The organism is Paenibacillus sp. CF384 (genome assembly GCF_900106745.1).
Classification (GTDB): Bacteria; Bacillota; Bacilli; order Paenibacillales; family Paenibacillaceae; genus Paenibacillus_Z.
The window spans coordinates 78,020-102,085 of the sequence record NZ_FNNV01000021.1; the positions used below are offsets into that span (position 1 = coordinate 78,020).

Annotated in this window: 23 protein-coding genes; all 23 read left to right on the forward strand. The window is 52.5% G+C overall.

What is annotated here, in order from left to right:
- Positions 1-11: 11 nt before the first annotated feature.
- The 23 genes from BLW29_RS26795 (at position 12) to BLW29_RS26905 (ending at position 23,737) form a co-directional block, all read left to right on the forward strand.
- Positions 12-545 (forward strand): ADP-heptose synthase, encoded by a 534-nt coding sequence (locus BLW29_RS26795; RefSeq protein WP_090985453.1) that lies wholly within the window; start codon positions 12-14, stop codon positions 543-545.
- Between the two features lie 397 nt (positions 546-942).
- Positions 943-2,691: an ABC transporter ATP-binding protein gene (locus BLW29_RS26800; protein ID WP_090985455.1), complete on the forward strand. Its 1,749-nt coding sequence runs from the start codon at positions 943-945 to the stop codon at positions 2,689-2,691.
- Between the two features lie 57 nt (positions 2,692-2,748).
- A complete protein-coding gene (locus BLW29_RS26805) occupies positions 2,749-4,557 on the forward strand; it encodes an ABC transporter ATP-binding protein (protein WP_090985457.1) in 1,809 nt (602 codons plus the stop codon).
- A gap of 199 nt (positions 4,558-4,756) precedes the next feature.
- Positions 4,757-5,029, forward strand: a complete 273-nt coding sequence (locus BLW29_RS26810) for a hypothetical protein (protein WP_090985459.1) — start codon at positions 4,757-4,759, stop codon at positions 5,027-5,029.
- A 323-nt stretch (positions 5,030-5,352) separates the two neighbouring features.
- Positions 5,353-6,630: a serine--tRNA ligase gene (serS, locus tag BLW29_RS26815; protein ID WP_090985461.1), complete on the forward strand. Its 1,278-nt coding sequence runs from the start codon at positions 5,353-5,355 to the stop codon at positions 6,628-6,630.
- Positions 6,631-6,722: 92 nt separating this feature from the next.
- Positions 6,723-7,688 carry an AAA family ATPase gene (locus tag BLW29_RS26820; RefSeq protein ID WP_090985463.1) on the forward strand — a complete coding sequence of 322 codons (966 nt, stop codon included), beginning with the start codon at positions 6,723-6,725 and terminating at the stop codon, positions 7,686-7,688.
- A gap of 29 nt (positions 7,689-7,717) precedes the next feature.
- The gene (locus tag BLW29_RS26825; RefSeq protein WP_090985464.1) at positions 7,718-8,812 is read left to right on the forward strand and encodes a DUF58 domain-containing protein; all 1,095 of its coding nucleotides are present in this window, start codon (positions 7,718-7,720) and stop codon (positions 8,810-8,812) included.
- Complete coding sequence (locus tag BLW29_RS26830) at positions 8,809-10,116, forward strand: DUF4129 domain-containing protein (protein ID WP_090985466.1); 1,308 nt, start codon at positions 8,809-8,811, stop codon at positions 10,114-10,116. Before BLW29_RS26825 ends, BLW29_RS26830 begins: the two co-directional genes overlap by 4 nt.
- A gap of 79 nt (positions 10,117-10,195) precedes the next feature.
- On the forward strand, positions 10,196-10,525 hold the full coding sequence (locus tag BLW29_RS26835) for a hypothetical protein (RefSeq protein ID WP_090985468.1): 330 nt from the start codon (positions 10,196-10,198) through the stop codon (positions 10,523-10,525).
- A 216-nt stretch (positions 10,526-10,741) separates the two neighbouring features.
- Positions 10,742-11,770, forward strand: a complete 1,029-nt coding sequence (locus BLW29_RS26840) for an XdhC family protein (RefSeq protein ID WP_256208964.1) — start codon at positions 10,742-10,744, stop codon at positions 11,768-11,770.
- Positions 11,767-12,405 carry a nucleotidyltransferase family protein gene (locus BLW29_RS26845; protein ID WP_090985472.1) on the forward strand — a complete coding sequence of 213 codons (639 nt, stop codon included), beginning with the start codon at positions 11,767-11,769 and terminating at the stop codon, positions 12,403-12,405. Before BLW29_RS26840 ends, BLW29_RS26845 begins: the two co-directional genes overlap by 4 nt.
- Before the next feature lie 115 nt (positions 12,406-12,520).
- Positions 12,521-13,702 carry a BMP family ABC transporter substrate-binding protein gene (locus tag BLW29_RS26850; protein WP_256208958.1) on the forward strand — a complete coding sequence of 394 codons (1,182 nt, stop codon included), beginning with the start codon at positions 12,521-12,523 and terminating at the stop codon, positions 13,700-13,702.
- Positions 13,703-13,734: 32 nt separating this feature from the next.
- On the forward strand, positions 13,735-15,282 hold the full coding sequence (locus BLW29_RS26855) for an ABC transporter ATP-binding protein (RefSeq protein ID WP_090985474.1): 1,548 nt from the start codon (positions 13,735-13,737) through the stop codon (positions 15,280-15,282).
- A complete protein-coding gene (locus BLW29_RS26860) occupies positions 15,279-16,394 on the forward strand; it encodes an ABC transporter permease (RefSeq protein ID WP_090985476.1) in 1,116 nt (371 codons plus the stop codon). The genes BLW29_RS26855 and BLW29_RS26860 overlap by 4 nt, the downstream gene beginning before the upstream one ends.
- A gap of 18 nt (positions 16,395-16,412) precedes the next feature.
- Positions 16,413-17,342 (forward strand): ABC transporter permease, encoded by a 930-nt coding sequence (locus BLW29_RS26865; RefSeq protein ID WP_090985478.1) that lies wholly within the window; start codon positions 16,413-16,415, stop codon positions 17,340-17,342.
- A gap of 36 nt (positions 17,343-17,378) precedes the next feature.
- On the forward strand, positions 17,379-18,293 hold the full coding sequence (locus BLW29_RS26870) for an FAD binding domain-containing protein (protein WP_090985480.1): 915 nt from the start codon (positions 17,379-17,381) through the stop codon (positions 18,291-18,293).
- Between the two features lie 2 nt (positions 18,294-18,295).
- Positions 18,296-20,596 carry a xanthine dehydrogenase subunit D gene (gene pucD / locus BLW29_RS26875; protein WP_090985482.1) on the forward strand — a complete coding sequence of 767 codons (2,301 nt, stop codon included), beginning with the start codon at positions 18,296-18,298 and terminating at the stop codon, positions 20,594-20,596.
- Positions 20,593-21,102 (forward strand): (2Fe-2S)-binding protein, encoded by a 510-nt coding sequence (locus BLW29_RS26880; protein ID WP_090985486.1) that lies wholly within the window; start codon positions 20,593-20,595, stop codon positions 21,100-21,102. Before pucD ends, BLW29_RS26880 begins: the two co-directional genes overlap by 4 nt.
- Complete coding sequence (locus tag BLW29_RS26885; protein WP_090985488.1) at positions 21,099-21,584, forward strand: nucleoside deaminase; 486 nt, start codon at positions 21,099-21,101, stop codon at positions 21,582-21,584. Before BLW29_RS26880 ends, BLW29_RS26885 begins: the two co-directional genes overlap by 4 nt.
- Entirely contained in the window at positions 21,581-22,081 is a 501-nt protein-coding gene (gene uraD / locus BLW29_RS26890; protein WP_177186838.1) for a 2-oxo-4-hydroxy-4-carboxy-5-ureidoimidazoline decarboxylase, read from the forward strand. The genes BLW29_RS26885 and uraD overlap by 4 nt, the downstream gene beginning before the upstream one ends.
- Positions 22,082-22,107: 26 nt before the next feature.
- Positions 22,108-23,109 carry a factor-independent urate hydroxylase gene (gene pucL, locus BLW29_RS26895; protein ID WP_090985490.1) on the forward strand — a complete coding sequence of 334 codons (1,002 nt, stop codon included), beginning with the start codon at positions 22,108-22,110 and terminating at the stop codon, positions 23,107-23,109.
- Positions 23,106-23,450: a hydroxyisourate hydrolase gene (gene uraH / locus BLW29_RS26900; RefSeq protein WP_090985492.1), complete on the forward strand. Its 345-nt coding sequence runs from the start codon at positions 23,106-23,108 to the stop codon at positions 23,448-23,450. Before pucL ends, uraH begins: the two co-directional genes overlap by 4 nt.
- A gap of 77 nt (positions 23,451-23,527) precedes the next feature.
- Entirely contained in the window at positions 23,528-23,737 is a 210-nt protein-coding gene (locus tag BLW29_RS26905) for a hypothetical protein (protein ID WP_090985494.1), read from the forward strand.
- Positions 23,738-24,066 lie beyond the last annotated feature (329 nt).

Below are 24,066 nucleotides of genomic sequence, written 5' to 3' on the forward strand. Positions count from 1 at the left end.
GGGGAGATGGAATGCGACGGCGATTTGTCATTGAAGCCGTAATGGTAGCAACCTATGGTCATTTGCTCGTACCAAGCCGGCCGGTCGATTTTGTCTTGCCTTATTCGACAATTATGGAACTCTACGATATGCAAGCGGGCACAGATCCTGTGATGGATGATCCCGAAGACGATGCGCATGTGAAAGCGAAGATCGGAGAGCTTATCGCGTTCTTCGAGGACCCGTTCAACAAGAAGAAGATCGAGCGTGCCCTTCAGATGCCTTGGCGTCAGAGTTCGCCTCTGCTGTTGGACGACAGGATTCAATTTACCATCGTGCATGCGGTGGATAACGCGCACTACGGCGAATATTTTGACCCGATTGAAACTGAGCTGCTGTTGACCTCGATCAAGCTGAGCGTGCCTTTGCTGTCGGATCAATTCGAATTTCAAGATAAGCTTCTGGAGGCTGAAGTGCCTGTCCAGGTGTACGATATAGAGGATTTCGAATTTGCGGTGGAACAAGGAATTACGGCTGCGGATTTCGAACCTACCAGTGATTTGTAAGCTGCTGCTAAAGGGAGCATGACCGCGTTTAGGCTGATTTAGACCGATTGAGGGTGAAAGACATCGTCGATTTATAGAACGATATCTTTCACCCTAGGGCGAAAATAAATTTCTCAAGAGCCTCTTGCGCACTGCCGGAAGTGGTGTTAAGATTTGGTTGTTCCAATTTACGGAAAACGATGAAAGGAGGGCGATGGATATGGTAAACGTTTTTATTGATGTGCGCAATGAAGCGTTTAACAGAGTCCATCGGCCCGACTTCTTTCACAGACTGCAGCCTTAACTAGCTGTGTACCCGTCTGTGTATAAGGAGATCTTGAGCCATGCGGCTCGAGGTCTCCTTTTTTGTTGCCGTCAAGGAACCTGCGCATGTTCTGTTTAAAGGGGGAATACATCAATGAAAAATTTGGTTCGCTTATTGCGTTATTTGCGCCCAAGCACGAGCTGGGTCGTCATCTCGCTTGTGATGATGGTGCTCGGAACTGCGATCGATCTGATCGCGCCATGGATGCTGAAGCTGATCTTCGACGAAGGAATTGCCAATAGCGATGTCAAGCTGATACTAGCCTTGATCTTAGGTCTGGCAGGCATTCAAGTCGTGAAAAGCGTCGCCATGTTCATCCAAGGCCGAGCGCAAGAGCTTGTCGGGCAGAACGTCGTCTATACGCTTAGGGAGCAGCTCTATAATCATCTGCAGCGGTTATCCTTCAGCTATTACGATAAAGCCCAGACCGGACAGCTGATGTCGCGCATGACAGGGGATATCGAATCCGTGAAGAACTTCATCGGTTTCGGAGCGATGGCGATGTTCACAGGGGTGATGACCTTTGTCGGTACGATTATTTTCATGGCGTTTATTCAATGGCAAGTTACACTGCTCTGTATGGCCAGCGTTCCATTGCTGCTGCTGGCACTTTATCAGTTTAACAAAAAGGTTGGTCCGGCTTGGGGTCAGATTAGAGAGCAAATGGGCAAGTTGACGACAACCTTGCAAGAAAATATCTCGGGTATTCGTGTTGTTAAAGCATTCGCTCGTGAGCATGTTGAACAATCCAAGTTCGAGGAACGCAACGATCAGAATTTCGAAACGAATATGGACCGGGCGAAGCTCGAAGCCAAATCGTTCCCGCTCATGAACTTTTACGGAGGTCTCGTCTTTCTGACCATGGTGTGGGTCGGGGCGTATTTCGTGGCCAAAGGGCACATGACACTCGGTACATTCATGGCGTTCCAGTGGTACACCTGGGGAATCATCTGGCCGCTTAACATGCTAGGCTGGCAAATCAACATTATGCAGCAGGCGATCAAAGCCGCGCCTCGCGTGTTTGAAGTGTTGGATACCCCGGTAGATATCAGCTCGGAGACGGGCGCTAAGGCGGATTCGGATCGCATAGAAGGGAATGTCAGCTTTGAAGGCGTCTCCTTCCACTTCGCCGATCAAGATCCGGAGCAAGACGCAGGTATTCTGGAGGACATCTCGCTTGGCGTGAAGCAGGGGGAAGTCGTCGCCGTGCTTGGCGCAACTGGCTCCGGCAAGAGCAGCTTGATCGCGCTGATGTCGCGATTCTACGATGTCAGCCAAGGCCGGCTGTTGATTGACGGCGTCGATGTCCGTGACTATGAGCTTGAAGGACTCCGTCGCAAAATCGGTATCGTACCGCAGGAAACGTTCCTGTTCTCTGCGACAATCCGGGAGAATATCGCATATGGCGTGCCGGAAGCGACACAGGAGCAGATAGAATGGGCATCAAGTAAAGCCCAGATTCATTCCTTTATCGATACCTTGCCGCATGGCTATGACACAATCATCGGCGAACGCGGAGTCGGGCTGTCCGGCGGGCAGCGTCAGCGTGTCGCACTGGCACGCGCGATCTTAATGGATCCGCCGATTCTAGTGTTGGATGAAGCAACAGCAAGCGTCGATACGGCTACGGAGTCCGCGATTCACGAGGAGCTGCTGGAGGTCATGAAGGGGCGCACAACGTTCATCATCGCGCAGCGACTATCCTCTGTGAAACGGGCAGATCGCATCGTCGTGCTTGACGGAGGCAAGATCGTGCAGCAAGGTACCCATAAAGAGCTGTTCGAGCAGGAAGGGTTCTTCCGGAATCTGTTCCAGATGCAAGAGGCTGCAGCAGCCAGATAGTCGATCAATTAATGGCAATAAAAAATATGATTAACGTCATAAAGGAGGGAAACCTCTATGAGTCAAGTCGAATGGGATTCCGACGAAGATTTAGAAGAGAAGCCGTTTAACCGGGCGTACATGAAGCGATTGTTCCGCTATGTACTCCCGTATCGCAAAGTCCTTACCATCGTCCTCATTATCGTCCTATTCAACATGGGTCTCAGTCTCGCGGAACCGCTGCTGCTAAGGTACATCATTGACGAGGGGATCCTGAAACAAGATTTCTTCGTGATTAATATGATTGGCTTTACCCTGCTGGGGATTAGAGTGGCGGGGTGGCTGTTTGGCTATTTGCACACCAGATTCATCAACTTTACCGGGCAGCGGATTTTGTTCGATCTGCGTCAGCAATTGTTCAATCACTTGCAGTCCTTATCCTTCCGATTCTTCGATGGCAGACCTGCAGGCAAAATCATGTCTCGCATCACGAATGATACGAACTCAATCGGTGAGCTCATTAACGGTGGATTGATTACGCTCGTCATGGAGTTTACGCATCTGATCGGGATCGTGGTCATTCTGCTCTGGATGGACTGGAAGCTGGCGTTATTATCCTTCATTACTTTGCCGTTGCTGTACTTGGTTTTCGGCCAAATGCAATCCAAAATCGAAGGCTCCTGGTCGCGTTCGCGCAAAACGATGTCCGCGATCAACGGCAATTTGAATGAGACGCTGCAAGGCATTCGCGTCATTCAAGCGTTCTCTCGCCAATCCGAGAACAACAAGAGGTTTGAGAAGTTGAATACACGCAACAAGAATGCGTTCATGCGGGCCGTGACGTTGGAATCCATCGTCTTCCCATCCGTTGAGATGATCGGGATGATCGGAACCTGCGTCGTGTTATGGTTCGGTGCGCAAGCTGTAATGGATAAAGAGTTAACACTGGGCTTCATTATGGCATTCATTAACTACTTGTGGCGTTTCTGGGGACCGCTAAGTGCGCTTTCCAAAGTGTATAGCCAGGTGCTGTCCGCAATGGCTTCGGCTGAGCGCATCTTCGAGATTCTGGATTCGGAGCCGGAAGTGAAAGATCGCGCCAATGCGAAAGCCATAAAGCCGATCCAAGGCGAGGTTATATTCGAGAATGTAGCATTTCGCTATGAATCGGATAAACCGGACGTGCTCAAGAATATTAATCTTCATATCAAGCCGGGTCAGCGTGTCGCGCTTGTAGGTCCGACCGGTGCAGGTAAGAGTACGATCGTCAATCTGCTCATGCGTTTCTATGATGCAACCGGAGGTCGGATCCTGATCGACGGTCAAGAGGTCAAGGATGTTACACTGGAGTCGCTGCGGCGTCAGATGGGCATCGTGCTGCAGGATTCCTTCATTTTCTCCGGTACGATAGAAGAGAATCTGCGCTACGGCAACGAGGATGCATCCGACGAGGCGCTGCGCCGCGCAGCCGAGAATGTCCGCATCGACAAGTTCGTCTCCCAATATGCAGACGGCTATCAGACGCAAGTGGAGGAACGCGGTTCGAAGCTGTCCGTCGGTCAACGTCAGCTGCTCGCATTCGGGCGAGTGCTGCTCTCCGATCCGCGTATTCTCATCCTGGATGAAGCGACTTCGAGTGTCGATACCGAAACGGAGCAGCATATCCAAGCAGCGTTGCAGACGATGCTGGAAGGTCGGACTGCCTTCATTATCGCGCATAGGCTATCTACAATTAGAGATGCTGATATCATCCTCGTTGTGAAGGACGGCCAGATTGCGGAGCAAGGCTCGCATGATGAACTGATGAAACAAAGCGGTTTGTATCACAAGCTTTATATGACGCAATTCGAGATGCAGCAGTCGCTTGCGATGCAGACGGGTGCTTAAGATTCGCTTGGGCAGCAGCTCCTTACTCTGGGGGCTGCTCTTTCTTTCGCGCTAGATATGCTCGGAATTGCGAGATTAGACCGAAGTTCACGTTTCGCGCGGTTCCCACATGGGTAAACTATATAAATGAATTGACATTCACCCGCAAATTTAATAAGCTTACAAGGAATTTTCAAATCTACAAAACAGGAGATTGATTATGAAATTCAATATGAAAATTAAAGATTTTGCAGCTGCAGACATTAATGTAGCAGATGGACTATATCATTTTGTCGTTACGATGTCCGATAACACGCAATGCCGATTGATCTTCACGAAGAAACCGGATTGGAAGCTGATCGGCGTTAACCGTCTTCTTACGGTTCCTTGTCCAATCTGCAGAAGAGATTACTATTGCAACTGCATGAGCAAGTATCAAGAAGCGTTTGAGCGCGAAGTGCTTGATAAAGAGCTTATTTCTTCCGTTCTGTAATTTCCCGAGCAGTCTTTCATGACTGCCCCTTGCATCGTGAGTATGGCTCTGCTATACTTACGAGCAATAAGCACACAGGCCGATGATGAGCATCCAACTCGGAGGCGTTGCGTACAGAGTTTGAGGGCAATTTTCGTTGCCGTTCCAGGCTCTCCAAGCATTCCGGTACCGCACCGTTATCGGCGGATCTGAGAGAGTCGATCATGCGATTGACTAATTTGGGTGGCACCGCGAGCGCGTTCTTCGTCCCATTGTTATGGGACAAAAGGAACGCGTATTTTTGTTTGTCCCAGCGACAATAGAAATCAAAGGGAGTGCTAACCATGTTAAACATCGCGACGATTAGACAGCAAGCGCAGGCGTATCAACAAGCCGCAGATTGGAAGAAGATTTCGATATCGATTGAAGAGCTCCTCACGGTGGATGACCGCAGACGGGAGCTGCTTCAACTGACGGAAACGCTTCGTGCGGAGAGAAACCGGCGCTCGAAGGCGATTGAGCAGCTGATGCTCGAAGGGCGCAAGGAAGAAGCGGCGCCGATGAAGCAGGAAACCTCGGAGCTGCTGCAGCAGCTTAAGCAAGCAGAGGCGCAGTATCGTCAGACGATGTTTCGATACGAGGACCTCATGCTTCGCGTCCCTAATCTGACTTCGGCGGATACGCCGCTCGGAGCGAACGATGAGGATAACGTTGAAATCCGGCGAGTGGGGGAGATTCCAGATTTTGCTTCGTTCACACCGCAAAGCCATGTGGAAATCGGGCAACGGCTGGGAATGGTGGATTTTGCAAGAGGGGTAAAGATCGGCGGTACTCGGCAATATGTGCTGGCCAATTACGGGCTGCAATTGCACCGGGCAGTTCAACAGCTCGCACTCGACATGCTGATGGATAAAGGGTTTGAGCTGATGGATGTACCTGCTATGGTGAAGGAGGAAACGCTCGTTTCGTCGGGCTATTTTCCCGCCAATCGGGATCAGACCTTCGGTATCCAAGGCGAGGATAAGTGGCTGATCGGCACGTCGGAGGTGCCGCTTATCTCGTATTACAGCGGGGAACTCGTGGATCTCACCGCCCCGAAGAGGCTTGGGGCTGTCAGCCCTTGTTATCGCAGCGAAGTTGGATCGGCAGGCCGCGATGTGCAAGGTCTCTACCGGGTGCATCAATTTGCGAAAGTGGAGCAAGTTGTGTTGTGTAAAGCGGATCTTCCGCTGGCATTATCGCTGCTGGAGCAAATGACGGCGATGAGCGAGGAGCTGCTGCAGCTTCTCGAGCTGCCGTACCGAGTAGTAGCGGTGTGTGCCGGCGATATGTCGCAGAAGAATTATAAGCAGTACGATATCGAGACTTGGATGCCAAGCCGCGGCAGCTATGGGGAGACGCATTCGGCTTCGCTGCTGCTGGACTTCCAGGCGCGGCGCTCGAATATCCGCTATTTGGATGAGAGCGGCAAACCGCAATATGCGTACACGCTTAACAATACGATGGTCGCCACGCCGCGAATTCTCATTCCGCTTCTCGAGAATCATCAGCGCGAAGATGGCTCGATTCATATCCCGCTGGTACTTCGTCCCTACATGAGAGGACGCTCGGAGCTTCGATAACGCTCTCAATCGGGTCTAGCCTCTCTATCAGAATGGGGGTATACTTGAGAGGATGTACTTCCATTCGCTGGAAAACGAGAGGAGCAGGCAGGATGAGTTTAAGTAAAATCAGTCAAACGGCAGATCGAATTCGTTCCAATGTCAGTAAAGTCATCGTAGGGAAAGAAGATATCGTCGACAAATTAATAATCGCCATTCTAACATCCGGCCATGTGCTGCTGGAGGACGTACCGGGGACGGGGAAGACGCTGCTCGCAAAAGCGCTTGCCAAGTCCATCGACGGCGCGTTCAAACGGATTCAATTTACGCCGGATTTGCTCCCGTCCGACCTGACGGGCATTCACTTCTATAATCAGAAAGTCGCGGAATTCGAGTTTCGACCAGGTCCGCTCTTCGCGAACATCGTGCTTGCCGATGAAATTAACCGAGCGACTCCGCGTACGCAGTCCAGCTTGCTGGAGTGCATGGAAGAGCGGCAGGTAAGTATCGACGGCACGACCCATACGCTTGGTCGTCCGTTTCTCGTCATTGCGACGCAGAATCCGATCGAGCAGCAGGGTACGTTCCCGCTGCCGGAAGCACAGCTTGATCGCTTCCTCTTCAAGATTAAGATGGGCTACCCGACGACGGAGGAAGGGATCTCCATTATGAAGCGGTTTATGGCGGACAGCCCGCTGGAGCAGCTGGAGCCGGTTATCGGCGCGGAAGAAATCGAGGCGGCCAAGCAGCTGTATACCACCATTCAAGTGAGCGAGGAGCTGCTCGGCTATATGCTTGCGATTGTCGAAGCTACCCGGGTACATCCGGATGCTGCGCTCGGCGCAAGCCCGCGAAGCAGTCAGGCGCTGCTGCGTGCCTGCCAAGCGCATGCGGCTATTAAGGGCAGAGGCTATGTTCTGCCGGACGATGTGAAGGCAATGGCAGTGCCGGTGCTGGCTCACCGTATCGCGCTTAGAAGCGTACAGCGGATGCGTCCTGAAGCGGCGGAACAGGTTATCGGCAGCATTCTTGCATCCGTCTCGGTACCTGCGGATTCGCCGCTTGTCGGCAGGACTTAAGGAAGTCAGCCGTGGAGGGGAGATGAAGCATGGGCATTCATTGGTATATTCTAAGCGCGTTATTCGTCATCCTGGTGCAGCGGTATCTTTTCCGCTATTTCGGAATGAGAGGCGTGACATACTCGCGTACGTTCAGTGTGGCGACTTGCTTTGAAGGTGACCGCATCGAGATGGTGGAGCGGTTAACGAATCGCAAATTTGTACCTGTGCCATGGCTTCGCGTTGAATCCTTGCTGCACACCGGATTGAAATTCGAAAGCGATACTAATTTCGCGGTCAGCCACGGACAGTTCTATCAGAATCATCGCAGCTTGTTCAGCCTTATGGGCAATAAACAGTTGAAGCGACGCCATACGGTTCTGGCAGCATCAAGAGGTTGTTACCGGCTGACCAGCGCTTCGCTGACGTTCGGCGATCTGTTCGGGATGTTCAGCTCATGGCGTTCGGTACCGCTTGAAGTGGAACTGCTCGTGTACCCGCAGCCTGCCGATCGTTCATTGATCCAGCTTCCTTCTCGGAGCTGGCAAGGGGATATCGCGGTGCGCAGATGGATTGTGGAAGATCCCTTTTATATCAGCGGGGTTCGGGAGTACCGTCCGGGCGATTCCTTCAAAATGATCAATTGGAGCGCGACTGCGCGCACGGGTTCGATGCAGGTCCACCGCCGCGACTACACGGCAGATTACCGACTTATCGTTCTGCTCAATGTTGAGGATCATGCCGGGATGTGGGAAGCGGTGAATAACCCGGCTCTCATAGAGGAAGGCATTCGTTATGCGGCAGCGATTCTTCAATACGCAACGGAGCAAGGCGTGGAAACGGCCTTTGCGAGCAATGGTCATGAGCTTGATCATCCGGAAACGGTGATGAAGGTGGAGCGGGGAAGCGGAAGCGAGCACTTGACGCATTTGTACGGTCAGCTCGCGAAGCTTGTTATCGTGCGTACGCAGCCTTTCGATGCAATGGTGGATCAGCTTAGGTCCGAGTGGGAGGAACGCTGCGATGTAGTCATCATTTCAGCTTTCATGAGTGACCCTATAGAACGAGAAATGGCAAAGCTGCGTAATGACGGTCATTCCGTTGATTGGCTGCCGATTGCGGGAGTGGAGGTCGCTGCTGGATGAGTGCTTCGAATACGAAGGGAAACTTGATGCGGGCCGTCTTCTCGTTATTCGGTTCAGGCTTGATCGAATTATTGTTGTTCATGCCGATCTACCTCGCTGTTTATGTATGGAAATCGCAATTTGAAATGCCTTTGCCTGCCATGATGCTTCTGCTGCTTGCGGGTTATATGGTCGGTTGCGGCCTCAACTTACTGGTGAAGTTTGCGCATTCGTTTGGCAGAATTGTTCTTGCTGCAATTGTTGCGGCCGTCAGCTGTTTCTTCCTGTTCGGTTTGACAGTAGACGCGATTGTTCCGTTTCTGTATGTGACAGCTGCACTGTTCCGAGGCTCGGCTTACGCGGTCACACATCCGTTATTGCGTCATCTGCCGCGAACGTATGTGATGGGGACGTCGTTTTATTTTGCCGGATCGGTCGTGTATCAGTTTAAAGAGGGGTTCGACAACTATCATGTCTTCTATCTGTTTGCGGGATTGCTTACACTGGGTTTGACGCTGTTTCAGACCAATCGCAGCACGGTTAGCCGGGAAACGTTGTCCGGAGAAGCCAAGCCGAACGTAGACTATACGGTGCGCAGGCATAATCGGTACTTCGTCGGGGTTGCGGCAGCAATATCTGTGCTGATCGTGCTCAGTTACCAGCTGCAGGCGATGTTTGGCGCTCTGGGTCGAGAGGTCAAGGATCTCCTCGGAGGTTTGCTTAGCGGAAGCGGGAAAGAGTCCGCTCTGCCGGAGACCGGAGCAGAATCTCAGCAAATGCCAGAAATGCCGCCGATTGACGGTGCATCGAAGGGGCTTCCGCTGTGGGTAGAGATCATATTGTACGGTATCGCAGCTATCATGGTTGGCTTCGTGCTCTGGCTCGCGCTTCGCAAGCTGAAGGAACTGCCGCAGTGGTTGAAGCTGCTCCGCAGCAAACTCGCACAGCTATTCCGCAGGGATGCGGCACGGACGACTAGCGGCTATGTCGATGAAGTCGAACGAATTCGAAGTACCGGCAATCGGTTCACCTCGTGGCGCAATCGTTCCAAAGAGCAGAAGCTGAAGTGGAAGGATCTTGCGGATAACGAAGCGCGTGTTCGTTACTTGTATCGCCGCTGGGTGGGCAGCTTCGTGAAGAAGGGCTATTCGTTTAGGCCGCATCTGACGCCGAATGAAATTGGATCGGATCTGAGCAAAGACAAGGGTGCTGTCGAAGCGAATTCGCTGCTTGCCGCTTATCACAGCGTGCGTTATGGAAAACAACCGATTTCGAATGAATTGGTGGAGGAGCTCGTCAATCGTGACGGCGGGATTAAGCGCTGATTGGTACGAAATGACATAATCATGCCGATGTGGGGGCATTCTAAAGCGGAATAAGGATTCCGCACAGGAGGCTCACACGATGGAGATGCAAGGTCAATCGAACTTAAACAGTCAACAGCTTAGCTACGAGCAGTTCCAAGAGCAGGTCAAGTTGAGACAGCAGCAAGAGCAGCTGCAGGCTCAGCAAGCGCTCCGCAATGCAGGGCTGGACCCTAAATCACAGCAGGTTCAGCAGGTCGTTCAAGAGCTGTATAACATTGAGCGCGAGCTGAAGCTTGCCGAGAATCAGCTGCAAATGCAAATGGATGCGCAGAAACGTCAAATTCAGCTCATTCAACAGAAAATTCAGCAAGCGATGGCCCAAGTGAAGAGTTCGCTTGTCTCGCAGCCGAACCCTTATATGCAATAACAATCGAATAAGCCCATTAAAACCTTCTTGCTGCAACGTCTGGGACGTGCAGCTAGGAGGTTTTTTTGGCATATAATATGTAAATTAACATTACATTAGACACTTGAATTAATGGAACAAGCATTCTATTATGTTATATAACATAACATTAATGACATGACGGTTATGTCTATCGTGAAACCTATATGTTAGGTTTAGGGGGCGACTACGGTGAATATGACTCCGATATTAGTCAAACTGGCAGATCATCGAAGCGGAATTTCGGCTGTTCTGGCCACGATTATTCAGGTGAGTGGTCATTCTTACCGCAAAGAAGGAGCGGCCATGCTGCTTCTCGCTAACGGCAGGAGAATCGGGAGTTTAAGTCCGGGCTGCCTGGAAGAGGATTTGCATGCGAGGGTAGTAGATGTGCTCGAGAGCGGTTTGCCAGTCCTGGTGAATTATAATTTGAGATCCGAAGAGGATGCGATATGGGGAGAGGCCGTCGGCTGCGGCGGTGAAATAAAGGTTCTGCTGGAGGCCGCGCATGGCGGACTGCTGCGATTGCTCAGAGAAGCAGGTCGACGGCTTCAGAACGGGCAAACGATTGCATTCAGCAGACGGTGGGATGGCGATCGAATGTTGTACACACTGGTGAATGATGATGCCATTGTAATTGGCAGTGACGATGTGGCAGCTCAATTCGAGACGGATATCTGGCAGGTTGGACGGAGTATCGTCTTCACATGGGAGCCGATGCCTCGGCTTACTCTGTTCGGGGATGGCCAAGATGCTGCGGCAATTGCCAAGGCGGCCGTAGAGATTGGTTTTCGCGTCGTTATCGCTGATTGGCGTGAACGTGATTATGAAGATGCAGGTGCAGGTATACGTGAGGGTAACGTTGTTCTTTGTATGGATGCGGCGTTTGTTATCGGGACTCCTCAAGAAATAATAGATCAACTACAACTCGGAATGAACGACTATCTGATCGTGTGCAGCCATCACATGCGCCATGATCGTGAGATGCTAAGTCGGGCAATTCCGCTAGGGCTGCGCTATATTGGGCTGTTGGGTTCGAGTTCGAGGGCAGCGAAGCTGCTGGAAGGGTTAGATCGAAGTTCGAATTTGTATGCGCCTATGGGACTGCCGATCCATGCAGAGGGTCCGCAGGAAATTGCGATTAGCGTAGTGGCTCAGTTGATTGAGGTACGTGCTTCCGCGCGGCAGGTCGGCAAAAGAAACGGAGAGGAGGTGATGCCGCGATGAAGATAGGCAGTATTTATCTTGCGGCAGGTTCGAGTAAACGGATGGGGGAGGCGAAGCTATCGCTCGAATTAGCCCCGGGTATCACAATGGGCAGTCGAGGTTTGCAGGAATTGCGCGGCTGCGGATTTCACCCGCTGACGGTAGTTGTACGGCCGGATGATCCGCTCTTATGGCTCTATGATCGCAGAGAACGGCTCGGCGTGCTGCCTAAATATCGCATAACGCCTTGTAAAGAAGCGCACGGCGGAATGTCGCACTCCATCCGAAGCGGTGTTCAAGCGCTGCTGCCGGAGAATCCGGATGCCGTATTAATTGCGCTTGCGGATCAACCGTTTGTTAACGCGACACTGCTTAAACGCCTTGTTTCGGTGTTTCTAGAAGATCCGTCAGTAGATTATGTGGCCAGCGGATATGGGGATATTGCGGGTCCGCCGGTGATTTTCAACAAATCTATGTTCCCGCTGCTCTGTGAGCTAGAGGGGGACGCGGGAGCGAGGAAGCTGCTGAAATCGCCGGATTATCGGGGGAAAGTGGTTCGCTACGCGGCGGAATGGGCGTTTATTGATATTGATACGAAAGAACAGCTGGAGAAAGCGAAGTTGATTTGGTCGCAGATGCAGTTGAATGCGAAGTGATGTGTGAGTTATGTTTATGTTATATAAGTTGACGTATTGATGACGCGGACTTATAGTGGAATTACGTCCCAGGCAGAACCTGGGATGAATATAGATAGGTTTGGGGAGGAACGGTATGAAACTTCGTAACCGGGCAATGACGTTTGGTTTGACTGCCATTCTTGCTTCAGTCATGGTGCTCACTGGCTGCAGCAGCAAGAACAACGAAGATAAGACATCAACCTCTACTAACGCGTCTAAGACAGAAGATTCAGATTCAAACACTACGACAAGCGCGAACGCGACAACTACGGAAACTAAAACGAAAGCTCCTCGCGTCGCGTTTGTTTACATCGGACCGCCCGGGGATGGCGGCTGGACGTTTCAGCATGATCAAGGGCGTAAGTATATGGAGGAGCAGACAGGCATTAAAGCTGACACGGTAGAGAATGTACCGGAGAGCGCGGATGCGGAACGAATCATTACGGAGCTGGCGCAGAATCACGATATTATTTTTACCACAAGCTTCGGTTATATGGATTATACCTTGAACGTGGCGAAGAAATTTCCGAAGGTCATCTTCGAACATACGGCTGGTTACAAAACAGCTGACAACATGGGTACTTATTTCGGTAAAAATTTCGAAGCCAGTTACCTAGCAGGCATTGCGGCAGGTAAAGTGACGAAAAAGAATCATCTCGGATATGTAGGTGCTTTTCCGATTCCTGAAGTTATTTATAATATCAACGCGTTTGCATTAGGAGCTCTGAGCGTGAATCCGGATATTAAAGTCGATGTCGTATGGTCCAACACGTGGTTTGACCCGAATACGGAGCGCCAAGCAGCGATTAGTTTGCTGGACAAAGGTGCGGATGTATTGATGGCCTATCAGGATTCACCTGCTACCGTTCAAGCGGCGGCTGAACGTGGTGCGTTCGCAGGAGGTAATGACTCGGATATGAGCAAATATGCACCGGACGCGTATTTGACCAACCCCGTCTGGAACTGGGGTCCGTATTACACCGGTATCGTGAAAGCCGTGCAGGACGGAACGTGGAAGAACGAACAATTTATGGGCTCGATGGCAGATGGGATGGTCGATCTCGCACCGCTTGGAGCGAAGGTTCCGGATGACGTGAAGAAGATGGTTGAGGATGCGAAGGCGAAGGTTCTGGACGGATCACTTCAAGTGTTTACCGGTCCGATTGTTGATGCAAGCGGAGTAGAGAAGCTGAAAGCCGGCGAAACGATGAGTTTGGATACCATTCTGACCATGAATTGGTTCGTCAAAGGAGTCGAAGGTACCATTCCGAAGTAATTCTATCGTCAATTGTCGGGAGGCGTTTCATCATGCAGGAAAGCTTCTCTGTTGAAATGCGAGGCATAGTGAAGCGCTTCGAAAGCGTGATCGCGTGCGACGAGGTGAACTTTCGGGCTAGCGCAGGTGAGGTTCACGCGCTGCTAGGGGAGAACGGGGCTGGCAAGAGCACCTTGATGTGCATGCTCTCGGGGGTGTACCAGCCGACCGGCGGCGCCATCTATCTTCGCGGCGAGCAGGTGAAAATTCGTTCGCCGAAGGATGCCTTGAAGCAAGGTATCGGTATGGTTTTTCAAAGCTTCCGACTTGTTCCGACATTGACGGCTGCCGAGAACATCGTGCTAGGCGAGCCATCCTCCATCTGGCGAGGTACCGGTTGGATGAAGAAGAAGCAGGAAGAGATTGAAGCCATTGCGACGAAGTTTGGTCTCGCGATCCATGTCGATCGTCCGATCTGGCAGCTCTCCGTAGGGGAGCAGCAGCGCGTTGAAATTATGAAAACCTTATATCGCGGAGCGGATATCATCGTCTTGGATGAGCCGACATCCGTGCTCACGCCGGGCGAGGCGGAGCTCCTCTTCCAGACGCTCGAAGCGATGAAGAAGGAAGGCAAGACCGTCATTATGACGACGCATAAGCTGGGTGAAGTGATGCAAGCCTCTGATCGAATCTCCGTCATGCGCAAAGGCAAGATGGTCGTCACGATGGAAACCGGCGAAACGAATGAACGAGATTTAGCGAAGCTGATGGTTGGTAAAGCGATCATCGAAATGCCGCATCACTCAGCCATGAATGCGCGCGGGGAGCTGCTGCTCTCCGCGCAAGAGCTTGAAGTGATCGCCGATCATGGCCGCGTGGCGTGCAAGGACCTGTCGCTTCATGTACACCACGGAGAAATCGTTGGTATCGCAGGTGTCGCAGGCAATGGACAGAAAGAACTGGCTGAAGTGCTGACAGGACTTCGCCATCCGACTCGAGGCTCCATCCGTATGGCAGGCAAGGATATGCGTTCCGCTTCCGTGAGAGATTTCATCGAGGCCGGCATTGCGCATATTCCCGAGAACAGGATGCGCAGCGGATTGGCGGGAAGCTTGGGGGCTGCGGATAATCTGTTATTGAAGTCCTATCGTTCCGGTAAACGGACGAGTCTTGGATTTCTGCGGATGAAACGCAATATGGCCTGGTCGCAGCAGCTTATCGAGCAATTCGATGTAAGAATGCCTTCTGTGGATACGCCCGTCAGCCGGCTCTCCGGCGGCAATCAGCAGAAACTCCTGTTCGCACGGGAAATTCATCAGTCTCCGAAGCTGATGATTGCCGTTCATCCGACGCAAGGCTTGGATATAGGGGCTGCAAGCAGCGTGCACCGGTTATTGTTTCAGCTTCGCAATTCAGGTGGAGGCGTACTTCTAATCTCAGAGGACCTCGATGAGGTGCTTCGTCTGTCTGACCGTATTCTTGTCATAAGCCGAGGAGGAATTGTTGGGGAAATGAAGCGGGAGGAAGCTACGCGAGAGCAGATCGGTCTCTATATGGCAGGAGTCCGAGATGAGAGCGGTGAAGGGGAGGAAGTGATATGAACGACCATCCCGTTACCGGTCATACATTGTCGCAGCAGGTTGAAGCAAAGCGCAGGTTTCCTCTCCGGCTAGAAGTGGAACCGGGAGGAGATTCGGTCCGGAATCCGTGGTGGGTCGTCCTTGTTTCCATCATGCTGGCACTGATCGTGTCAGGCATCTTCATTGCCATGAATGGGATGAACCCGCTCATCGTATATAAGAAGATGGTGACCGGTGCATTTGGCACCTCGTATGGCCTATCGGAAACGCTTGTTAAAGCGATACCGCTCCTCCTGTGCGGGATCGGCGTTTCCATCGCTTATCGGATCTCGTTCTGGAACATTGGTGCAGAAGGACAGTTTGCAGCGGGCGCTATTGCGGCGACTGCAGTCACGGTTTATTTTCCGACATTGCCGATGTACTTCTCTATTCCTTTAATGGCCCTATTCGGCATACTAGCCGGTGGATTATGGGGCTTGCTCACGGCGCTGCCGCGCATTTTCTTTCGTGTCAACGAGCTGATTACGTCTTTGATGCTGAATTATGTTGCTCTGCTCGCACTGGATTACGTGGTATTCGGCCCTTGGCGTGATCCGGAAGGCTTCAACTTCCCCGGCACGCCAATATTCACCGCCGCACAAACATTGCCCGTACTCGGCAGCACGCGACTCCATGCCGGACTAATTATCGGACTCATCGCAGTGGCACTATACGCCGTTACCATTCGCTATACGAAATGGGGGTATGAGCTTCGGGTGATCGGTGCTAACCCGGAAGCGGCCAGGCATGCGGGAATTCCGCTGCGCAAACATATCCTGCTTGTCATGCTGATTAGCGGCGGCTTAGCCGGCATTGCCGGGATGAGCGAGGTGTCAGGCGTTACGCATCGACTCATGTACGGCATTTCACCGGGATACGGGTATACAGCGATTATCGTGGCATGGCTTGCTAAACTGAACCCGCTAGGCTTGGTGTTATCTTCCGTATTGTTCGGCGGGCTGATCGTCGGCGGCTACAGCGTGCAAACCATCGGCCTGCCGTCATCTATTTCGAATATGCTGCAAGGCGCAATCTTATTTTTTCTCATAGCAGGGGGCTTCATTGGCCGATTGCGGCTGCGTCGAAACGTCTAACGGGGGAGTGCCACGCCTATGGATACCGTAGTACAGCTGATACAGGTCGCCATTTCCTCCGGTACGCCGCTCCTGATTGCAGCGCTTGGAGGCATTCTGATTGAACGCTCCGGCATCATTCAGCTTGGAGCGGAAGGATTGATGCTGCTCGGCGCTGTGATGGCAGGGCTGACCTATTTGCATACCGCAAATCTGGCACTCACCATGCTGGCTGTCATCGGGATTAGCGCTGTGCTTGGATTGCTGCATGCGGCTTTTACGATTTCGCTGCGAACGAACCAAATCGTGACCGGACTTGCGCTGACGTTATTCGGTTCAGGACTAAGCGCTTATCTGGGCAAAGGAATCAGCGGTATTCCCATTGCACATGCCATCCCTGTGGTTCGTTTGACTTGGCTTACTCAAGTGCCGGTGATCGGTGATATTTTTGCTCGGATGGACTTGTTCACTTGGCTTAGTTTCCTGCTAGTTATCGCGATGCATGTATATATCTATCGTACCTCTTGGGGCTTGCATCTGCGTGCAATGGGCGACAGTCCGGCGACAGCGGATGTGATGGGGATCCGCGTATATGCATTCCGCTACGGTTGCGTGATCGCGGGCTCGATGCTGATCGGGATTGCCGGTGCCGACCTGCTGCTTGTATATACCCCGACCTGGACGGAGGGAATGACGGCTGGACGAGGCTGGATCGCCGTTGCGCTCATTATATTTGCCAGATGGAACCCCATTCGTGCGTTATTCTGCGCGTATTTCTTCGGCTTGCTTAGTACGATCGGCTTTAGACTTCAGCTCATTGGCGTTGAAATCCCCTCTTATTTTCTGAAAATGATCCCATATCTCGTCACCATTCTCGTCCTTATGGCATTAGGGTGGCGTAACCGCAACAAACCGTCCGGTGCACCTGAAGCGCTGGGCAACCCTTATTATCGGGAACAACGATTCTGATTCGATTGTTCGTTTGGGTAAGGAGGTGATCGAACGATGAGCATTACAGGCAATGAGGGCTGGCAAGACCCCCCGTCGGTCTGGCATCCGATAGACGCGGCGGAAGCTTGGCGATTGAAGCAGAGCTATGGCGATGAAGCGACGTATATCTCCGGCGGCACTTGGCTCTCCGCGCAGTGGGAGAATGGAGCAGCCAAACCTAAGCATCTGATCGATCTAAGTTGCATTTCCGGGATGAAAGGGATCACTTTCAGCTCGAAAGAAACGACAATCGGCGCGTTAACCGCCTTAACGACGCTTCGGCGAGACCCATTTCTAAGCGAACATTACAGGAGCATCGTCGATGCAGTGACCGGCATCGCCGCACCGTCGATCCGGAATGCGGCAACAATCGGAGGGAATATCGCTTGCAGAACCGGAGACATCCTCCCGGCGCTAATGATCAGTGAAGCCGAGCTGCTCTGGCATGATGGACGCAGTGTGCAGCGTGAACCGCTTATCCAGTGGCTCGAACGTGTAAGCGAAGGGACGTCGCCGCAGGGACGAATACTGACGCAGGTGAAACTGCAGCTGCCGGAGGCGAACCCGCTTGTGCGGAGATTGGAAGTCTATCAGAAGATTGGCAGACGCGAGGCGTTTACTCCATCTGTCGTGACGGCAGCTTATACCAGCGACATCGATACAATTAGCGGGGAGATCGGCCGTATACGGATCGCCGTTGGCGGGGGGCAGACCGTTCCGCATCGTCTGCATGGCGCAGAGAAGCTGCTGCTCAATGCCGTGATGAGCCCCGAGCTGATGGAGAAGCTGTATGAGCAAGTCGTGCTTGAGGCGCAGCTCATAGGCGATGCATTCGTGTCTGCGGCGTACCGGAAACGAACGGCTGCAGGGCTTATCTCGGCGTTATTGTGGCAGCAATGGCAGAACGCAGGAAAGATGGGAGGGCGATGAGCATGCTGCTTAACCGAAGCTCCGGCAAGGAGCGGTGGCGAGTCAGGCCCGACGGTCCTGACAAAGTGACTGGCAAGCTTGCCTATCTCACGGATCGGACAACGCCCGGCATGCTGTTCGGACGCGTGCTTCGCAGCCCTTATCCGCATGCGCGTATTCTAGCGATTCGTACCGAACGAGCCAAACAGCTGCCTGGCGTGCATGCCGTGCTGACGCATGCGGATATCCCAGGTTTGAATGGGTACGGGATTGCGATTCAAGATCAACCTGTCCTGTGCTGGGACAGAGTCCGCTATGTCGGGGATACGGTTGCCTGTGTTGCGGCAGAGTCGGCGCTTCTTGCAGAACAGGCTTTGGCTTTGATTGAGGTCGATTATGAAGAGCTGCCGATTATGGACAGTCCTTCGAAGGCGATGGCGGCAGATGCGGTGAAGCTGCATCCGAAGGGGAATATATTGCATCAAACCGAATTTGCTCGCGGAGATATCGGGGAAGGGTTCGCGAACTGCGTTCACATCGTGGAGGAGACCTACATTTCCCCTCGTCAGATGCATACGTACATGGAAACCGAAGGCGGCTTGTTCGTTCCGGAAGCGGATGGACGGCTGACGGTTCACTCCCCGACCCAGCATGGGTTTATGGATCGCTTGCAGCTCTCGCGCATTACGGCACTGCCGGAGACTGCCATTCGCATTTTGTCCAGTCCGATCGGGGGTTCCTTCGGCGGCAAGGATGAACTGAATGTTCAGCCGTATGGTGCTTTGCTCGCCCTCAAGACGAATCGGCCGATAAAGATACACAATTCCCGGCAAGAGTCAGTCAGAGCCGGACTTAAACGGCATCCGATGACGATTACGATGAAAACAGGTATGGATGGGAACGGCACCATCCTCGCTCATCAAGTACTAATAACTGCGGATACCGGGCCTTATGCGACGCTTGGAGCGGAAGTGCTTCATTTTGCCACCGAGCATGTGATTGGGCCTTACCGATATGGAACACTCGATGTACAAAGTGTCTCTGTCTACACCAATAACGGGATGTCCGGCGAGTTTCGCGGATTTGGCGGCAATCAGGCGATATTTGCACTGGAAGGTCAGATGGATCGTTTGGCGGAAGCATGCGGGATGGAGCCTTGGGCATTCCGACTGCTCAATATGCGTAAACCCGATGATCCGGGACCATTCGGCCATCCCATCGCACCAACGGACGGTGCCAGGCAAGTATGGGATGCGACAGCAGCTTCACCATTGTGGCAGGAAAAGCAGCAGGTGCAGCGGTTTACCTCGTCGGAACCATGGCTTCATACCGGCATAGGAGCGGCGTTCATCATGCATGGAGCGGGGCTTGGAGCCGGCATACCCGATCCCGCTGGGGGCAGACTGGTGCTCGCCGGAGATGGCGTCATTGAAGCGCATTTCGGTTACGAGGAGTGTGGGCAAGGGCTATTAGCATCGCTAGAGCTCATGCTGATCGAACAGTTCGGCTTTGCGTCAACAGATCTGCGCCTCATTATCGGCGACACCGATGCCGTGCCGGACAGCGGATCGACGACCGCTTCCAGAGCGACAACGATGATGTGGAAGTCGCTGCAGAAGCTGCGGTCTCCTTTCATAAGCGGACTGCTCGGCGCGGCGGCTGAATTATTGTCTCTTCCCGAGGAAGGGCTGCGCGTTGGCGAAGGCGGTATCTGGCGTAAAGGTGAAGCGAGCGAAGGCAGCGGTATTCTATTGCTGAGTTACAAAGCGTTGGCGGATGGCGCTGCCGGACGGGACATTCGCGCCGAGACAAAATTCGCGTTTCCTACCACGACGTTTCCACGGTCAGGAGCTCATTATCTGTACACCTTTGCTGCGGTGGTCGTGAAGGTGGAGGTAAATACGCTGACAGGCCGTGTTCACGTACTAGAGCAATATCATGCTGTAGCTGCCGGTCCGGTCGTAAATCCACAAGGCTATCTGGGGCAGATCGAAGGCGGCAGCATCATGGCGCTCGGTTACGCGCTGACTGAAGAAGCACTCATGCACGAAGGGCGTTATTTGACGACGAACCTCGATAACTATTTCATTCCAACGATCAAGGATGCTAACGGAACTGTTCATGTCGAAGCGATTGAGGAGTTGCCTGAAGGCGATGATTACGGTCCGCGAGGAGTCGGCGAAATCGGTTCGGTCGGCGTCGCGCCTGCCATACTGGCAGCCGTGCATGATGCAACCGGAAAGCGATTGAATAAGCTACCAATCGATCCATTGGAGCTGCTGGAGCGTCCGACTTTCATGGCGAAGGCGGTGATGGATCTATGAAAAATGAACACGACTTACAGCAGTGGTCCTCGCCTTCTCCGCTAAGCTGCACCGTTAATGGCGAAGAAATACAGTTGAACGTGCCCGAGAGTAAACGGTTGTTGGCCATCCTTCGAGAAGACTTAGAGCTCTCCGGTACGAAAATATCATGCGAAATCGGGCGCTGCGGCGCTTGCATGGTGATGGTGGACGGCAAAGCGGTCAACGCCTGCCTGACGATGGCTTACCAATGCAGCGGGAAGGACATCACGACGATTGAAGGTATAGAGGGCCGTGAAGGGCTGCATCCGGTCCAGCAAGCTTTTCTCGACGAAGGCGGCTACCAATGTGGGTATTGCACGCCTGGGATGATTGTTTCGGTAACCGCTATGCTGCTGGAACAGCCGAACCCGACGCTTGAAGAGGTTGAGGAGGCGCTGTCCGGCAACTTATGCCGGTGTACGGGCTATGGGGGAATTATCCGTGCAGTGCACAGGGTGATTGAACAAGGGAGGGCTCAGCCATGAATGAGAAGGAACGGCATTTGTATTATTTGCGCAAAAGCATCGAGGTGTCCAAGCAGGCATTGGCTTCGGGCAATACGCCGTTTGGCGCGATCTTGGTCGATTCGTCCGGCACGATCGTTCTGGAGCAGGGCAATGTGGAGGTGACTACAGGCAGCTGTGCCGGTCATGCGGAGACGACGCTCATGGTGAACGCTTCCCGAACCTTCTCCAAGCAGCAGCTATGGCAGTTCACACTTTACACTTCCGTAGAGCCCTGTGCCATGTGCGCAGGCGCAATCTATTGGGGGAATGTGGGCACGGTCGTATATGGCATCTCGGAGAAAAGACTGTCGGAGCTCACCGGAGAAGATGAACGGAATTTAACGTTGAATTTGCCTTGCAGAGACGTCTTTGCCTGCGGTCGCAAGCCGATCGAAGTCATTGGACCATTCCCGGAAATCGATGCGGAGACGGCTTCCGTACATGCGGGGTACTGGACATGAGCATAAGTTTATGGCAGCTGAATACGCTCAGTAAAGAGATGTTTGTGGGTCAAATCGGAGGTGTGTTTGAGCATTCGCCGTGGATTGCGGAGAAGGCTTGGGAAGCAAGGCCTTTTCATTCCGTGAATGAGCTGCATGAAGCGATGCTGGACGTAGTGCGACAAGCGCCGGAAGATCAAGTGACCGAGCTGCTGCGAGCACATCCGGATTTGGCAGCTCGCATGACGATGACGTCTTACTCCTCTGCCGAGCAGCAAGGGGCAGGGCTGCATGAACTGTCTCCGGACGAGTATAAGCGATTTGCCCAGTTAAATGCGGCTTACACCACTCAATTCGGATTTCCTTTCATCATGGCGGTACGTGGAAGAACAAAGGCCGATTTACTTGCGGCGATGCAAGAGCGACTGCAGCACTCTACCGTACAGGAGCGCAGACAAGCACTGCTGGAAATTCAGCGGATCACCCAACTCCGTCTGATGGATGTAATCGAAGAATAAGTCTTGAGGTGAAAGGATGATGCAGGATGAAGCTTCGTGATGGACGGACGCTTTATTATGGCAAAGGCGATGTGTTGACTTATCGAACCTATGCGGCTCCGCTTGTTGTAGCGCCGATTCCGGAATCACCTTATTGTGGCGAATCCAATGTTGTTTTTGCACATAATGTGACGTTCTCCGTCAGCAGCGAGGTGCTGCTGGGCTCGTTTAGCGAAGGGGACAACACGCATGTTGTGGCTACCGACTCGATGAAGAATTTCATACTCCGACATGCTGCTGCTTATGACGGTTGTACGACCGAAGGCTTTCTAGCCTTTGTATCAGAAGCCTTCCTCGCGCAATACCCGCACGTGACGGATATTGAAATTGCTGCGGATCGCATTCCCTTTCAGACGATCTCGATAGGCGGAGAAGCCGGATTTAACGAGAGTGAATTGGTGTTTCGGCGGTCTCATAACGAGCATTCACATGCATCCCTACAGATGAAACGGGCAGCCGATACCGGAGCCGTCGTTGTCGGTCATTGCAGCGGAATCGTGGATGTGCAGCTTATCAAAGTGAGCGGAAGCTCATTCTACGGGTTCATTCGTGATGAATATACGACGTTGCCTGAGAGCTATGATCGGCCTTTATTTATTTTCTTGAATCTGCATTGGCGGTATTCGAAGGTTGCGGACGCGTTGGACGGGAACGGTGGCGGGTATGTAGCGGCGGAGCAAGTCCGAGATTTGGCCCAGCATGTGTTCCACTCGGTTCAGTCTCCGTCTATTCAATATCTAGTCTGCCAAATTGGCTTACGGCTATTGACCAGGTTTCCGCAATTGGAGGAGGTTAGCTTCGAATCCAACAATCGGACATGGGAAACGATCGTCGAGCGTGATCCGGTCACAGGAGCAGGTGTATATACGGAACCGAGGCCTCCATTCGGGTTCCAAGGGTTCTCGCTGAGCAGAGTGGATTTGGAGCGCGAGGATTTTCTGAAGGCGCTGGCTGCTAATCCTTCTGCAAAGTCGGTTGCGTCGCCATGATGGGACAATTAACCACGCATGTGCTGGACATGTCGCAAGGAAAGCCGGCAGTCGGGATGAACATTCAACTGTGGGTACATTCCTCTCTTGGAAAACCGCCGCAGTTAATCAAAGAGGTTCAAACGAACGCGGATGGACGTGTGGATGCGCCGTTGTTGGGCCGAGGCGAACTGCACATAGGCGAGTATGAACTTATCTTTGATGTTGGGGGCTATTTTGGCGGGGGGATACGGTTTCTGACTCTTGTTCCGGTTCGATTCCTCGTCGAGGATTCGAGCTCCAACTATCATATCCCGCTGCTAGTCTCGCCAGGCGGTTACAGCACATATAGAGGAAGCTGAACTGGCAGGATTTTGCAAAACGGCTTGCGAGATGGTAGAGTATAGAGTACCTACATACGCGCAAGGAGTGAGCATCGATGACAGATCATCAGGCGGTCCAAGTCCACCCTTTCTACAAACATGCTGAAGAGGCATTCAAGCTGCTGCCGGAGGCAACCGAGAGTTTAGCGAAGCTAAGATCGGCGTTCGAAGCCTCTGGTGAAGAGTTTCTGGCGATTGAGCTTAAACATATGCAGGCGAGGCTGGAAGAGCTGCGCGTATTGTTCGCAGATGGTCCGACAGGTTAGATGGTAGAGAAAGAGCCGAGCGCTTTGATGCGTTTGGCTCTTTTTGTAGGTCAAGGTCAACCTGAGGCCAGCGTGGACTTCCCGACAATATTGCTAAGTGCGAATAATTGTAACGAACCGTACAGGTCTTATTTGCTTGGAAAATAGGGATTTGAAATTCTAACGAATCCTACAGGACTTATTTAGCTATAAACTCATGTATTTCTAGCTATTTCAACCCAATAAGGCCTCTGTGGGCGATGTAAAATAGTTTGTGTACCAAGATTTGGAGCCTTAACAGGCAGCAAAAAAGTAGGGTATTCTCGGGGTTACCACACGCACCAAGAAGG

What these genes read in the sequence shown, in the direction of transcription:
- BLW29_RS26795 (WP_090985453.1), top strand. Translation starts at nt 12, where the DNA reads ATGCGACGGCGATTTGTCATTGAAGCCGTAATGGTAGCAACCTATGGT.
- BLW29_RS26800 (WP_090985455.1), top strand. Translation starts at nt 943, where the DNA reads ATGAAAAATTTGGTTCGCTTATTGCGTTATTTGCGCCCAAGCACGAGC.
- BLW29_RS26805 (WP_090985457.1), top strand. Translation starts at nt 2,749, where the DNA reads ATGAGTCAAGTCGAATGGGATTCCGACGAAGATTTAGAAGAGAAGCCG.
- BLW29_RS26810 (WP_090985459.1), top strand. Translation starts at nt 4,757, where the DNA reads ATGAAATTCAATATGAAAATTAAAGATTTTGCAGCTGCAGACATTAAT.
- serS (WP_090985461.1), top strand. Translation starts at nt 5,353, where the DNA reads ATGTTAAACATCGCGACGATTAGACAGCAAGCGCAGGCGTATCAACAA.
- BLW29_RS26820 (WP_090985463.1), top strand. Translation starts at nt 6,723, where the DNA reads ATGAGTTTAAGTAAAATCAGTCAAACGGCAGATCGAATTCGTTCCAAT.
- BLW29_RS26825 (WP_090985464.1), top strand. Translation starts at nt 7,718, where the DNA reads ATGGGCATTCATTGGTATATTCTAAGCGCGTTATTCGTCATCCTGGTG.
- BLW29_RS26830 (WP_090985466.1), top strand. Translation starts at nt 8,809, where the DNA reads ATGAGTGCTTCGAATACGAAGGGAAACTTGATGCGGGCCGTCTTCTCG.
- BLW29_RS26835 (WP_090985468.1), top strand. Translation starts at nt 10,196, where the DNA reads ATGGAGATGCAAGGTCAATCGAACTTAAACAGTCAACAGCTTAGCTAC.
- BLW29_RS26840 (WP_256208964.1), top strand. Translation starts at nt 10,742, where the DNA reads ATGACTCCGATATTAGTCAAACTGGCAGATCATCGAAGCGGAATTTCG.
- BLW29_RS26845 (WP_090985472.1), top strand. Translation starts at nt 11,767, where the DNA reads ATGAAGATAGGCAGTATTTATCTTGCGGCAGGTTCGAGTAAACGGATG.
- BLW29_RS26850 (WP_256208958.1), top strand. Translation starts at nt 12,521, where the DNA reads ATGAAACTTCGTAACCGGGCAATGACGTTTGGTTTGACTGCCATTCTT.
- BLW29_RS26855 (WP_090985474.1), top strand. Translation starts at nt 13,735, where the DNA reads ATGCAGGAAAGCTTCTCTGTTGAAATGCGAGGCATAGTGAAGCGCTTC.
- BLW29_RS26860 (WP_090985476.1), top strand. Translation starts at nt 15,279, where the DNA reads ATGAACGACCATCCCGTTACCGGTCATACATTGTCGCAGCAGGTTGAA.
- BLW29_RS26865 (WP_090985478.1), top strand. Translation starts at nt 16,413, where the DNA reads ATGGATACCGTAGTACAGCTGATACAGGTCGCCATTTCCTCCGGTACG.
- BLW29_RS26870 (WP_090985480.1), top strand. Translation starts at nt 17,379, where the DNA reads ATGAGCATTACAGGCAATGAGGGCTGGCAAGACCCCCCGTCGGTCTGG.
- pucD (WP_090985482.1), top strand. Translation starts at nt 18,296, where the DNA reads ATGCTGCTTAACCGAAGCTCCGGCAAGGAGCGGTGGCGAGTCAGGCCC.
- BLW29_RS26880 (WP_090985486.1), top strand. Translation starts at nt 20,593, where the DNA reads ATGAAAAATGAACACGACTTACAGCAGTGGTCCTCGCCTTCTCCGCTA.
- BLW29_RS26885 (WP_090985488.1), top strand. Translation starts at nt 21,099, where the DNA reads ATGAATGAGAAGGAACGGCATTTGTATTATTTGCGCAAAAGCATCGAG.
- uraD (WP_177186838.1), top strand. Translation starts at nt 21,581, where the DNA reads ATGAGCATAAGTTTATGGCAGCTGAATACGCTCAGTAAAGAGATGTTT.
- pucL (WP_090985490.1), top strand. Translation starts at nt 22,108, where the DNA reads ATGAAGCTTCGTGATGGACGGACGCTTTATTATGGCAAAGGCGATGTG.
- uraH (WP_090985492.1), top strand. Translation starts at nt 23,106, where the DNA reads ATGATGGGACAATTAACCACGCATGTGCTGGACATGTCGCAAGGAAAG.
- BLW29_RS26905 (WP_090985494.1), top strand. Translation starts at nt 23,528, where the DNA reads ATGACAGATCATCAGGCGGTCCAAGTCCACCCTTTCTACAAACATGCT.